Genomic DNA, 13,308 nt, shown 5'->3' on the forward strand with positions numbered 1-13,308 from the left:
GCAGCACAAAACTTTGCTAAAATACGCTCAGTCATTGATACAACTATAAAAAATGGCCTAAATGTATTGGAAGCATTGGTAATAATAGCTAAATTTGAGTTTGAATTATAAACTGATTAGTTACTAATGTAATTTTAAAAATTATGAAGAACACCATCAAAAAAGGCTTTTATTTCAAGACCTACGAAGCGCCATTTCAGTCGCCGTTCGATAAACTCTTTGCGATTTTCAAGGAGTTAATCACGCATACCTCAGGCGATTTCGACGAGGCAATTGAATGGTTGCGAGAACTAGACAAGGAATACAAGCTGACCGATTCTGCTTACACCATCGATGATTTTATCGAAGATTTAAATAAAAAAGGATACATCCGCGAAGAACTCAAAGACGATGGAACCTCGGGGATGGGTATCACTGCCAAAACAGAAAGAGCTATTCGGCAACAAGCTTTAGACAATATTTTTGGCAATCTAAAACGTTCTGGGTCCGGGAACCACAAAACAAAACACCACGGAAACGGAGACGAACATACTGGAGAATTTCGTGAATTTCATTTTGGTGATGGCTTAGAACGGATTTCCCTGACTGAAAGCCTACGAAACGCCCAAATCAATAATGGAGTAGCCGATTTTATGTTGACCGAAAACGATTTGGTTGTCGAAGAAACCCAATACAAATCCCAAATGAGCACGGTTTTGATGATCGATATCAGCCATAGTATGATCTTGTACGGCGAAGACCGAATCACACCAGCCAAAAAGGTTGCGATGGCACTTGCTGAACTAATCACGACCCGATATCCAAAAGACACCTTAGATATTTTGGTTTTTGGCAACGATGCTTGGCCCATTGCTATTCGGGATTTACCTTACCTGAAAGTTGGTCCCTACCACACCAATACCGTTGCAGGTCTGCAATTAGCAATGGATTTACTTCGCCGCAAGCGCAACACCAACAAGCAAATTTTTATGATTACTGATGGTAAACCGAGTTGCGTCCGTGAAAAAGACGGCACCTATTATATGAACAGCAACGGTCTCGACGAATACATTGTCGATAAATGCTACAATGAGGCCCAACAAGCACGAAAGCTTCATATTCCCATTACGACTTTTATGATTGCCAGAGATCCTTATTTGCAGCAGTTTGTCAATCGTTTTACCGAAGCCAATCAAGGGAAAGCATTTTACACCGGACTGAAAGGCCTGGGCGAAATGATTTTCGAAGACTATAAAACCAATCGTAAAAAAAGAATTAAATAGTTTACCGTAGAAGTTTCTAAGTGCAAAAACAAAGTCTTTAGGTTAGACTTTGTACTTTTTGCCGTCTCTTCGAGTGGTTTTTAATAGTAATGCGACAGCTTTACTATTAAAAATTGTATCGAGAAGCCTAAAAAGAGTAGCATTCTAAATATATTTTAAAAATAACCATCAGATTAGTATTAAATCGAACTCGTGAAACTTTAATTTAATGACATTGAGTTCGAGCGCAATAAATAAAAATTTTAATAATATCAAACAACATCAATGAACAACATAAAAACACTAGGCGAATTAAAAAAATCAGGATACCAAAGCAAAAGTATCAAAGACGAGTTGCGTCACAATTTACGTGAGAGAATCAAGTCAGGCCAACCCACATTCGAAGGCGTTCACGGATTCGAAAACACGGTTATTCCAGAGTTGGAGCGTGCTATTTTATCGCGTCACAACATCAATTTGTTGGGACTTCGGGGTCAAGCAAAAACCCGATTGGCGCGCAAAATGATCGAATTGTTAGACGAGTACATTCCGTTTGTCACGGGTTCCGAAATCAATGACGATCCTTTGCATCCGATTTCTCGTTTTGCCAAAGATGTAATCGCTGAAAAAGGCGATGCAACACCCATATCTTGGTTGTACCGCAGCGAACGCTTCTTCGAAAAACTCGCCACGCCGGATGTGACTGTTGCCGATTTGATAGGTGATGTAGATCCGATAAAAGCGGCCAATTTAAAACTATCCTATGCAGACGACCGCGTGATTCACTTTGGAATGATTCCAAGAGCAAATCGAAGTATTTTTGTAATTAACGAATTACCCGATTTACAAGCCCGAATTCAGGTGGCTTTGTTCAATATTTTGCAAGAAGGAGACATTCAAATTCGTGGATTCAAATTGAGAATGCCTCTCGATATGCAGTTTATTTTTACTGCAAACCCAGAGGATTATACCAATCGTGGTAGTATTGTTACTCCGCTCAAAGATAGAATTGGTTCGCAAATCCTAACTCATTACCCAGAAACCATCAAAATCGCCCGAACAATTACCGAGCAAGAAGCCAAATTGGATGCCGCTCAAAGCGATTTGGTCTACGTACCTTCCTTAGCCAGAGATTTATTGGAACAAATCAGTTTTGAAGCTCGTGAAAGCGAGTTTATCGACAATAAAAGTGGGGTGAGTGCCAGATTAAGCATTACCGCTTTCGAGAATTTATTGAGTACAGCCGAGCGTAGAGCCCTGAAATCAGGTGCAGATAAAACCAGCTTGCGATTGTCGGACTTTATGGGAATCATCCCGGCTATTACTGGTAAAGTAGAATTGGTTTACGAAGGAGAGCAGGAGGGAGCTGCCATTGTAGCACAGCACTTAATCGGCGATGCCATTCATACGTTCTTTCCGGCCTATTTTCCTAAAATCGAAAAACTCGAAAAGCAAGGAGAAAAAACACCCTACTCCGATATTTTAGAATGGTTTTTTGCTGAAAGTGGTTTCGAATTGCCAGACGACTGTTCAGATGCTGAATACAAAGCGATTTTGGATGATATTGCTCCACTAGATATTTTAGTAAAAAAATACCAACCACAATTAGAAAAACAGGATCACTATTTCATCAAGGAATTTATTCTTTGGGGATTGGTAGAATATAAGAAATTGAGTAAAGACCGTCTGTTGGAAGGTTATCAGTTCAAAGATTTATACGGAAGTTATATTAGTAAATTGTAAAAATTTTAATAGATTTGATTTTTTCAGATTAATTCTATTCTTTACAATTTTTTCATTCCGACTAAGGAGGGCTCGTGCAAAGCGAACAGCCGAAGCAACATCCTAATTATAGCAACTAATGCCATTCCTCCTTCGTAAGATGACAATAAAACGAGCAAAATTGGTTATCTACCTATAACTACAATTATTTCTTTCTTTTTTTTGGACTTGCAATCAGTAATTCAGCCACAGATTCTTGCCATTTCTTGAGATTAGAATGGTATATTTCTCGGTATTGACTAATGATGTCTTGGTATTTCCTTTGAAAGTCATCGTTCATTTCGTAATTCCAATTGTTGTCTCGGAAAATGGTTTCGAAATTGAAAACATTCCCAGCCAACATTTTATAATCCTCAACCATTTCGAGATGTATTTTGGAATGCAGCAAAGGTTTGATTTCTGATTCGTAAAACTGTAAAGCTGTTTCGTTTATCGCCAGCCCTTTTTCAATCCAATGCTGTTCTAAAGAGTCTTCTTCGTATTTAAAAAAATCAGTAATTAACTTATCCGCAAACCAATCGGGCAACTTGACATTAGGCTTAAATTCGTTCAAATCTGGAGTCAATTGCGAATTTGGAATCATCGAAGAATTGTATAAATACCATTCGGAATCCATTATGAGGAAGATCAGTTTTCGGGTTCTGAGTTTGGCAAGCCAAGTTCGATATCGTACTGGACTTTTAGGAAATAGCCCCGGGTCAAGCACCATTTTGCGTACTTTAGTTCCAATCCGAACTTGAATAATAGGGGCAACGTGATAGCCCCAATCAATGGTTCCGCCAGGAGAGATATTTTTTTTGTCTGCAAATGATATTAATTTCGTACTCGAAGTAGAATAGACCACTGGCGCGAATGCCCAAATTTTGGCGCATTGAAATCCTTTCGATGCTAATAGTAAGCTTATATAATGCGCTATATTATGGCAATTCGCTTGCTGATACCCAAAAGGAATTCCTGATTTCAAAATAGCGGCAAACAAAGAATTCGCTGTATTTAAATCTAGTATCGATGCTTTTCGAGCCGTTAAAAGGGGATGCTTTCTTTTGATGCTTCTTTATTATCTAAATTATTGGACGGGAATTACGTCAACTTCGACTTTTACTTTATGCTCGCCTGAACTGAAAATAATTCCTTTCAGCGGAGAAACATCAGCAAAATCGCGGCCATAAGCGGTTACAATATGCCGTTGTTGTGGAATCATATTGTTGGTCGGGTCAAATTCGCACCAGCCCATATCTGGAATATAAACTGAAATCCAAGCGTGTGAGGCATCAGAACCTTCTAATTTTGGCTTTCCTTTGGGCGGAATGGTTTCGATATAACCACTAACATATTTGGCAGGAATGCCAACGCTGCGCAAACTTGCAATCGCCAAATGAGAAAAATCTTGACAAACACCTTTGCGTTCTTTAAGTACTGTTTTCAGCGGCGTATTCACATTGGTGGAACCCGATTTGAATTGGAACTCTGTATAAATCTTTTTGATTAAATTCAAGACAGCTTCAAAAAGTGATACTTCGGGCATCAAACAGGTTTCGGCAAAAGCGATGATATCGTCATCCCAGCTGATGTATTGGCTTGGTAGTTGATATTGCAATACTTCATTTTTCAAATTGAGATCGGTTTGAAATTTTGTTCGCGCTTCTTCACAACTAATGGTATTAAAAAGTTGGACAGGGTTATTCAAAACTTCGACCTCACTAGATACGGTTACTTTTAGTGATTTATGCGATTCGTGTAGCGAAAAATAATGTTGAATGTTTCCAAAATAATCTGTTCGAGCATATATTTTGCTGGGCTTGGGTTCAATTTCTATTTTGAAATTGCGACAAATTTGTTTCGCCGAATTTCTAGGCTGAAGACACAATATGCTTTGATAATTGTGAACTTCATTGACATAAGTATACAGCGTTTGATGCTTTAATTTATATTTCATCAGTTTCTATATTTTCAAGTGTATCAAAAACAGAATGTTGCATCACAGAATGGTTGAAATACAAACTGGCTAAATTGTTGGAAACATTACAAATCAATTGAAAAACTTGTGCTAAAGTAGCGTCTAATTCAGGACGGAACATCGTTAATTCGTCCACTTGTATTAGGCTGTCAGCATCGATCAGTTTGACAATAGTGCTGGCTTCTAAAACTGATTTTTCTGCAATGCTGAGGCGATTTGGGTCGTTGGTTTTGGGTAATTTTGATAAATACTCCGTCAATGTATCCAATAAAAAAGCAAGTGTATAAGGCAGGTTTTTTTCTAAAAATACCATATTGATAACCGCTTTCAAACTCAAGTGCGATTTGTAAATATTACGATACTGCGACAACAAATGGTGGTTTTCAAGTATGGCTTCCATCAGAAGGATTTCCTCTTCCTCATTCTTTTTGAAATTCAAAGTAGAACGAAAAACGGACAGCAATGATAAAATACGTTCCACATTTTTGCCTGCTTCAAGTAAATAAAAACCATTATCTCTTGGCAAGGTTTCGTAGATGTTTCCGTAAAACGAAAAGAGACGAATATGTAATTTATCTAAACCGTGATTTACATAATTGATGTTATTGGTATTGGTATTTTTCAGCGCAAAAAGGCTGTCTTCAACCAAATTGATAATGCGTCTGGTGTCGTGATTCCATTTTTCACTGACTTGATTAATGGTATTTAATAATGATTGAATGTTATACACTACTGAGCCCACTTTTTTCGGGTCATTAATCAAAAGCAACAGTTCTGAAATGGGGTTTTCATAGATTGCCTCATTATCAAATTCTTCATCCTCTTTGGCTTCTTTTCCGACAAATCCAGGGTAGGTTTGTGTTAAATGAGTTAACGATTTTAATAAAACAACCAAAAACTCCGGTTGTGTATTCCCGTGTTTGGTCACGTTTTCGTTGAGCCTATTGAGAATAATTTTCAAAAAGCTTCGTAACGCCATCGTTCTTTCACACAAACGACCAACCCAAAATAAATTTTCAGCATTTCGACTGGTCAAAGAGTTTTTTAGTTGGTTGCTGGTGTATTTTTTTTCAATAGCCCGTTCTTGATAGGAGATAGGCGTGTCTGAAATAATCCAAGTGTCTTTTGAAATACCTCCAAAACGGTTGGAGATTTCAAACTTTCCTTTGATAGCTGAGCTTCGAGTAAGCCCACCTTGCATTACTTTGTAATCGTCATTGTCTGCAATCAAAAAGGCGCGTAAAACAGCGAAACGAGGTTCAATAACGCCGTTGATAAAGGCGGGAGTGGTGCTCAAACTCACTTCCTCTTGAGCAACAAACTCTTTTGGATTATCGAGAATAAGGTTTTTTAAATTTTCGAGTGCTTCATCGTTCAACGCGCGACCGTAAATAGACCTAAACCCTTGTTTTCTGTTGGTTTTCTTAATGATTAAGCGGGGTAGATTTTCTAAAACAAAGTTTAACTCTTTGGTTTGTCCGCACCACCAAGTCGCGACCGATGACATCAATAAAGGCTCTTTTAGAAGAAATTTACAGGCATTTTGCATAAAAGCCATTAAGCCATAATTCTCTAATATACTAGTTCCAGGTGGATTTACTACAGCTACATTTCCTAAACGAATAACTTGTAATAACCCAGGAATTCCTAGCAAAGAATCACGTCGCAATTCTAAAGGATCGCACCAATTATCATCCAATCTTTTGATGATCACATCTACTCGCTCTAATTGGTCTATCGATTTCAGCCAAACAAAACCATCGCGAACCAACAAATCATTCCCTTGTACTAAAGTGTAGCCTAGATAGGAAGAAAGATAAACGTGTTCAAAATAGGTTTCAGTTCCAGCGCCAGGTGTCAAAAATACGACATTGGGATTTTCATTGCTGTGAGTGCTTAGATTATCAACGGTTTGCTGAAATTGATTAAAGTAGGGAGATAGTCTTTTTCGGTATATTTTTCTATTAAGTTCTGGAAAAATTTTACTCATTACAATTCTATTCTCTAATGCATAGCCAGCTCCAGAGGGAGATTGCGTTCTATTGTCTAACAGCCACATTTTACCGTCAGGCCCGCGAGCCAAATCTACCGCGTAATTCAGTAATTGTTTGTGGTGTTTTTGACGAATATCAAAACAAGGTAAGAGAAAGCCAGAATTATCAAAAACCAATTCAGCTGGGATAATTCCGTTTTTTATTAAGGTTTGAGGACCATAAAGATCTTTTAGAATTAAATCCAACAAGCGAGCTCTTTGTTTCAAGCCTTCTTCTATGGTTTTCCATTCCGATTCGTGAATGAGAAAGGGAATAGGATCTAGCTTCCACGCACGATTGGATTCTTTATTCGAATCGTACACATTATAGGTAACTCCGTTTTCCTTTAATTTTTTAATAATTTCATCGTTGTGCAATTTTAATCCATCGATTCCAATGGTTTCCAAAGTATCAAAAAGCCCTTGCCAATAAGGCTTTATTTCGCCATTTTGGTCAAGTACCTCGTCATAAGAATTGATACTTTCTTTATAAGCTTGGAGTAATCCCAATGAAATATCTTGAATCATTTTTGCTTTTGAATGAATTACGTTCTAGTATAGCCCTGCAAAATACTAATTTTAATGCAAAATACAATTAAATAAACTGTTGCCATTGAAAACTATTTTTTAGCCACCCAATAATGCCTCAAATCCAAAGTATTCGGATACTCAGGATTAACCAACTCTATCGGCGTATCCGGCTTTAAACTAGTTTTATTCTGAGCCACAAACCGCGAAACCGTCGGTGTATCAATAACAGGCGCACTTTGTTCCGTATTGCTAGCAGGCGTATGTCCAAAATCCCAAAAACGACTGATTTTTCTCGACTCGGCTTCATAACTATTCACCGGATAGGTATCAAAACTTCGTCCGCCGGGATGCGAAACAAAATACGTACAACCACCAATTATTTTGTTATTCCAAGTATCAACAATATCAAAAACCAAAGGCACATCCACGCCTATATTAGGATGCAAAGCCGAAGGCGGATTCCAGGCTTTATACCGAATCCCCGCTACATATTCGCCTTTCGTTCCCGTACTGCGCAACGGAATCCTACAACCTTTGCACAACAAAATATGACGATCTGGAATGATACCCGAAATCTTGACTTGTAATCGTTCTAGTGAGGAGTCAACAAATCGAGCGGTTCCATTGCTGGACAATTCTTCGCCCAAAACGTGCCAAGGCTCGATGCCCAAACGGATTTCCAACTGGATGTTATCCACCGTAATCCCTCCGTGATGCGGGAAGCGAAATTCAAAGAAAGGGTCAAACCACGAGATATCAAAATCATAGCCTGCTTCTTTCAAATCATTGACTACATCAATCATATCGAGGTATGCAAAATGCGGCAATAAGAATTTATCGTGTAATTCAGTTCCCCAACGGACTAATTTTTTCTCGTATGGATTTTTCCAAAACTTGGCTACCAAAGCCCGAACCAAAAGGTTTTGCACCAAGTTCATATGTTTGTGCGGTGGCATATCAAAAGCGCGCAACTCTAATATTCCCAACCGTCCTGTAGCTGAATCGGGTGAATACAATTTGTCGATGCAAAACTCAGTTCTATGTGTGTTTCCCGTAATATCGGTGAGTAAATTTCTAAAAATACGATCCACCATCCAAAAAGGAATTTCCTTGCCTTTCGGAATTTGTTCGAACGCAATCTCCATTTCATACAATCGTTCGTCACGCCCTTCGTCAATGCGGGGTGCTTGGCTGGTTGGACCAATAAAAGGTCCTGCAAATAGATAACTCAAGACCGGATGATGTTGCCAATAGGTAATCAAACTACGCAACAAATCAGGTCTTCGCAACAGCGGACTGTCTTCGGGTTTTGAAGCACCCAAAGTCACGTGATTCCCACCACCAGTTCCGGTATGACGACCATCGACCATAAATTTATCGGTGCCCAATCGCGACAGAAAAGCTTCTTCATACAAAGCAGTAGTATGATCGACAATTTCTTGCCACGACTTCGCCGGATGCACATTCACCTCGATAACACCAGGGTCTGGAGTCACCATCATTTTTTCAATTCGGTAATCGGATTGCGGTTGATATCCCTCAATTCTCACAGTAATTTGCAGTTTTTCTGCTGTAGCTTCAACGGAAGCAATCAAATCCAAATAGGTTTCTAAGTAATCCGTTGGAGGTAAGAAAACATAAATAATTCCGTCGCGCTCTTCGACACACATCGCCGTCGAAAAAGTTTCCACTTCAAATAAAAGCGATTCTGATTCTTTGGCTTCTTCGTCTTCCAATTTTGGAGCAACAGTTGCGCGATAATTAGCGGCAGTAGTTCCGTAGCGTTCTTCTAATGATTGATGATAATCGCCCAAAGGAGGCAATTCTTCGAATAAGCTGCGCGAAACGGGTTGCTCTCTTTTGTTTTTGGAGACTTTGGGTAATGATTCTAGCGGGAGACGCAAGCCAATAGGGGAGTTTCCGGGAATCAAATAGCATTGTCCTCTTCTAAATTCCCAAACGCAACTCACCCAATGATGCGATTCGTGAATCCACTTCAAAGGCAACACAAAACCCGAAGGATTGTTCAGGCCTTTTTCTAACAGTTTGGCTAGGGTATGACGCTGCACCGAATCTTTCAGATTCACGGCTAGGGGGTCTAAATTCACCGGCAGTTTTCCTTCTTCCAAAGCCCAATAAATCGGGTCTTCGTAGGTAGGATTAATATTTTTGGTATCAATACCCAAGTATTTAGTCAGTTCAATAGCAAAACGTTCGGCATCGTGAAAACTGAATTTTTTGCCGTCTTCTTTGGCAATTAAAGTATCGTTTTTCCACATTGGTAAACCGTCTTTTCTCCAGTACAATGCATATTGCCAACGTGGGAATAACTCGCCTGGATACCATTTTCCTTGTCCGAAATGAAGCAATCCGCCGTGTGCAAATCGTCCTTTCAATCGCAATGCCAAATCGTAAGCCAACTTTCGTTTTAATGGACCATCAGCGGTAGAGTTCCACTCGGGTGATTCGAAATCATCAATTGAAACAAAAGTAGGTTCTCCACCCATTGTCAAACGAACATCACCTTCGATTAAGTCTTTTTCGACATCGTTACCTACTTTCATTATGGTTTCCCATTGCTTTTCGGTATAGGGTTTGGTTACTCTAGGATCTTCATAAATTCGGGTGACGGTATTGTCAAATTCAAATTCAACTTGACATATTTCTGTAGCACCGGTAACTGGTGCTGCACTTTCATAATCTGGTGTACAACTCAGCGGAATATGACCTTCGCCAGCAAAAAGTCCAGAAGTAGGATCGAGTCCAATCCATCCTGCGCCAGGCAAATACACCTCGACCCAAGCGTGCAAATCGGTGAAGTCTGCTTCAGGACCTGAGGGACCATCCAGCGATTTTACATCCGAGGTCAATTGAACGATATAGCCCGAAACAAATCGAGTGGCTAAGCCTATGCTTCGTAAGCCTTGAACCAAAAGCCAAGCAAAATCACGACAAGAACCGCTTTGAAGATTCAAGGTTTCTTCGCTAGTTTGAACACCGACTTCAAGGCGGATATTGTAATTTAAAGTTTGAAATACCAATTGATTGGCAAATACCAAAAAATCGACGGTTTTTAAGTCCTTTACTTGAGCCAATTGCGCAACGAATGCATCAAATTTCGCACCTGTTTCTTTTACTTCTAAGTAAGGAAATAATTCTTTGAATAGCGTATTTTCATAATTAAACGGAAAGGTTTCAGCATATTCTTCCACAAAAAAGTCAAAAGGATTGATTACTTTTAGTTTCGCAATGACTTCCACTTCAACTCGTAATTCAGTTGTCTTTTCATTAAAAACAACTCTGGCCTGGTAATTTCCGAATGGGTCTTGCTGCCAATTGATAAAATGGTTTTCGGGATAAATCTTGAAGGAATAGCCTTCAATCGCTGTTCTGGAATGTGCCGCTGGTCGGAGTCGAAAAATATGAGGAAACAATTTTACACTACGATCAAATTTATACCCTGTTTTATGCGAAATGGCTATTTTTATGGACATAGAGAAGTGTTTTTAACAACATTAATTTGCAAGTACAAATATTGAAAAAAAATCACTAAATAGCGAATTTATATGATAATAATTCAGTTAAAATAGTTCTCTGTATCTCTAAATGTGTATTTTTTGAATTCTATATTGCGAATAATTAAATTTGACACAAAAAACCAACTTGTTTTGTTGTTATATGGGTCAGTTTAGTTGGGATTTATCGGGATAATCTCGATCAAAAAGAGGGACACGAAGTGCTAGAAACTCATTGCGAAAAATTAGGGGATTTTATCTAAATCTAATTTTAACTGATTGGATTCGATTTTGAGTTGATCAATATCTTTGTATATCGAATCGATTTGCAGTTGCAAGGCATTGAGTTCCTCTTTCTTTTCAGCGGAACTTCTCAATATTTTAAATCCAGACGCTTGGGACAATTTTCTTTTGAGGGTTTCAAGATTCGATTGCGAGATGGCGATTAATTTATCGATCTCTATAATTCTGTCGGTTTTAGCTTCTTTTTGGTCTTGGAGTGCTCTTTCGGCGGCGGCTTTTTCCGCTTCCGCCTGCATTTTCTTTTGCTCCTCAATTTCTTTTTCTTTGAGTTCTAGTTGGTAATTTTCGACTTCGGTTTTATGGTTTTTGATACGGAGTTCTCGACTTCTATTTTCTTGAAGGTTTTTCAAATAGGAGATGCCTGCCAATAGCACAATGGCGGCACAAATGATAAAAAAAGTGGGGCGACTGAGGCCAAAGATTTGTTTTTTGGCTGGTTTAACCGCGGTTTTTTGTGGTTTGGTTTCCTCCTTTTTGATATCCAATGGAGGAGGACTGACCTTAAAAATAGAATCCAATTCCGGTATTTCCCCAGCAAATTTCCATTTTTCCATTCCTTCAAACCAAACCGGAGTTTTAGGCGTAATTTTTTTTGCAATCAATTCTTCAAAATCAAAAGGGCCGCTGCTTTCGGTACCGTCGTGAAGGAAGTATTTTTTCATAAATAAGAGGCTGTAAAATGCTATACAATCGAATTTTTCAAAGCTACAATCATTTTTTGATACTGCAAAATTTCAGCGGGTTTGTACACAAAATGTTTTCAAAAAATATGCTCTGCAAAGGTCAATACAGCCAAATAGTTTACGGATTGTAATTTATATTCCTCTTTATATTTCTTCATCCATTTTTTGATGTTTGGATTTTTATTAATCAATAAATCTTCTGATTAATCCCATTTTTTTAACAAAAAATATAATGCATTGTAATTCAATAGATTTGAGTTATATTTTATAATTTATTGAAAATGATCACATTACATTTGCAATATCCAAATATTGATCTAATATTTGCAACAAATTAATATTATGGATACATCATTTGAACGTTGTGAAAATACAAAAGTGGAGTGGTTAACTCCACCAAATTTAGTGCTAAAATTAGGAAAATTTGATTTAGACCCTTGTAGTCCAATCAATGCACCTTTTTTACACGCAAAAAATAATTTTACAACTTTAGATGATGGTTTATCAAAAGATTGGTTTGGTAGAGTTTATTTAAATCCGCCTTATGGAAGAGGAATGGAATTATGGTTAGAAAAATAAAAATTTCACGGAAATGGTATTGCCTTAATTTTTGCGAGGACTGAAACGAAATGTTTCTTTGAGCATATTTGGAATGATGCGGATGCACTATTAATTGTAAAAGGAAGAATTAGATTTTATCACGTTTCAGGTGTTCAAGCAGGAACTCCAGGCGCTCCAAGTGTATTTATTGCTTATGGAAGAAAGAATGCGTTGGCTTTAAAAAATTCTGGCATTGAAGGTAGGTATTTGGATTTAAAATTATAAGATTTCATAAACAATGAATTCAGCAATATTGAATTCGGCATCAATTATCCAATTATTTTCGATGAGAAGTTTTTTTAAAGCTTCATCCTCATTGGTAACGTCTTCAACAATACCAATTACTTGCATATTATTTACTTCATATAAATCGTTTGGAGCTTCGGTTGTTCCTTCTGGTGTAATAAATATGTATTTTTTCATACTGGTATTTTTTTATAATTTCCTCTTCCGTTAAATTCAATTAATCCTTTATCCCTTAAAAACTGTAATTGTTGACGAATTTTATCCTTGATATGATTATTGTTTGGATATTTAATTTTTTAGGTATAGGCGCTTAGAGCACCCTTGTTATCTATTGATTTTATTGATATTTATTCAAATTTCACCATCTTTTTCATTAACACATCGAAGATTGTCCCCATATTTGACCTTCTATTGTATC

General features: G+C 37.9%; 10 protein-coding genes. 3 read left to right on the forward strand and 7 right to left on the reverse strand.

Annotated features, from left to right (window positions below):
• Positions 1-143 precede the first annotated feature (143 nt).
• Both ACIQ1E_RS11510 and ACIQ1E_RS11515 read left to right on the forward strand, forming a co-directional pair.
• Entirely contained in the window at positions 144-1,262 is a 1,119-nt protein-coding gene (locus tag ACIQ1E_RS11510; RefSeq protein ID WP_396171453.1) for a VWA domain-containing protein, read from the forward strand.
• 264 nt (positions 1,263-1,526) lie between these two features.
• Complete coding sequence (locus ACIQ1E_RS11515; RefSeq protein ID WP_396171454.1) at positions 1,527-2,984, forward strand: AAA family ATPase; 1,458 nt, start codon at positions 1,527-1,529, stop codon at positions 2,982-2,984.
• Positions 2,985-3,168: 184 nt separating this feature from the next.
• Here ACIQ1E_RS11515 and ACIQ1E_RS11520 read toward each other — a convergent pair whose 3' ends face one another.
• The 5 genes from ACIQ1E_RS11520 to ACIQ1E_RS11540 form a co-directional block, all read right to left on the reverse strand.
• Positions 3,169-4,002 carry a protein-glutamine glutaminase family protein gene (locus ACIQ1E_RS11520; protein WP_396171455.1) on the reverse strand — a complete coding sequence of 278 codons (834 nt, stop codon included), beginning with the start codon at positions 4,000-4,002 and terminating at the stop codon, positions 3,169-3,171.
• 87 nt (positions 4,003-4,089) lie between these two features.
• Positions 4,090-4,959: a transglutaminase N-terminal domain-containing protein gene (locus ACIQ1E_RS11525; protein WP_396171456.1), complete on the reverse strand. Its 870-nt coding sequence runs from the start codon at positions 4,957-4,959 to the stop codon at positions 4,090-4,092.
• Positions 4,949-7,540, reverse strand: a complete 2,592-nt coding sequence (locus tag ACIQ1E_RS11530; RefSeq protein WP_396171457.1) for a circularly permuted type 2 ATP-grasp protein — start codon at positions 7,538-7,540, stop codon at positions 4,949-4,951. The genes ACIQ1E_RS11525 and ACIQ1E_RS11530 overlap by 11 nt, the downstream gene beginning before the upstream one ends.
• A 92-nt stretch (positions 7,541-7,632) precedes the next feature.
• On the reverse strand, positions 7,633-11,037 hold the full coding sequence (locus tag ACIQ1E_RS11535; RefSeq protein ID WP_396171458.1) for a DUF2126 domain-containing protein: 3,405 nt from the start codon (positions 11,035-11,037) through the stop codon (positions 7,633-7,635).
• Positions 11,038-11,303: 266 nt separating this feature from the next.
• Positions 11,304-12,023 (reverse strand): GYF domain-containing protein, encoded by a 720-nt coding sequence (locus tag ACIQ1E_RS11540; RefSeq protein WP_396171459.1) that lies wholly within the window; start codon positions 12,021-12,023, stop codon positions 11,304-11,306.
• 363 nt (positions 12,024-12,386) lie between these two features.
• Between ACIQ1E_RS11540 and ACIQ1E_RS11545 the strand changes: the two genes are divergently transcribed.
• Complete coding sequence (locus tag ACIQ1E_RS11545) at positions 12,387-12,623, forward strand: hypothetical protein (protein WP_396171460.1); 237 nt, start codon at positions 12,387-12,389, stop codon at positions 12,621-12,623.
• A gap of 240 nt (positions 12,624-12,863) precedes the next feature.
• Here ACIQ1E_RS11545 and ACIQ1E_RS11550 read toward each other — a convergent pair whose 3' ends face one another.
• Complete coding sequence (locus ACIQ1E_RS11550; protein WP_396171461.1) at positions 12,864-13,067, reverse strand: hypothetical protein; 204 nt, start codon at positions 13,065-13,067, stop codon at positions 12,864-12,866.
• On the reverse strand, positions 13,064-13,183 hold the full coding sequence (locus tag ACIQ1E_RS11555; RefSeq protein WP_396171462.1) for a hypothetical protein: 120 nt from the start codon (positions 13,181-13,183) through the stop codon (positions 13,064-13,066). The genes ACIQ1E_RS11550 and ACIQ1E_RS11555 overlap by 4 nt, the downstream gene beginning before the upstream one ends.
• Positions 13,184-13,308: the final 125 nt, after the last annotated feature.

It is taken from the genome of Flavobacterium sp., assembly GCF_044348915.1.
In the GTDB taxonomy this organism is placed as follows: Bacteria; Bacteroidota; Bacteroidia; order Flavobacteriales; family Flavobacteriaceae; genus Flavobacterium.

Excerpts from the sequence above, each read along its gene's own strand:
- ACIQ1E_RS11510 (WP_396171453.1), top strand. The coding sequence starts at position 144 with ATGAAGAACACCATCAAAAAAGGCTTTTATTTCAAGACCTACGAAGCG.
- ACIQ1E_RS11515 (WP_396171454.1), top strand. The coding sequence starts at position 1,527 with ATGAACAACATAAAAACACTAGGCGAATTAAAAAAATCAGGATACCAA.
- ACIQ1E_RS11525 (WP_396171456.1), bottom strand. The coding sequence starts at position 4,959 with ATGAAATATAAATTAAAGCATCAAACGCTGTATACTTATGTCAATGAA.
- ACIQ1E_RS11530 (WP_396171457.1), bottom strand. The coding sequence starts at position 7,540 with ATGATTCAAGATATTTCATTGGGATTACTCCAAGCTTATAAAGAAAGT.
- ACIQ1E_RS11535 (WP_396171458.1), bottom strand. The coding sequence starts at position 11,037 with ATGTCCATAAAAATAGCCATTTCGCATAAAACAGGGTATAAATTTGAT.
- ACIQ1E_RS11540 (WP_396171459.1), bottom strand. The coding sequence starts at position 12,023 with ATGAAAAAATACTTCCTTCACGACGGTACCGAAAGCAGCGGCCCTTTT.
- ACIQ1E_RS11545 (WP_396171460.1), top strand. The coding sequence starts at position 12,387 with ATGGATACATCATTTGAACGTTGTGAAAATACAAAAGTGGAGTGGTTA.
- ACIQ1E_RS11550 (WP_396171461.1), bottom strand. The coding sequence starts at position 13,067 with ATGAAAAAATACATATTTATTACACCAGAAGGAACAACCGAAGCTCCA.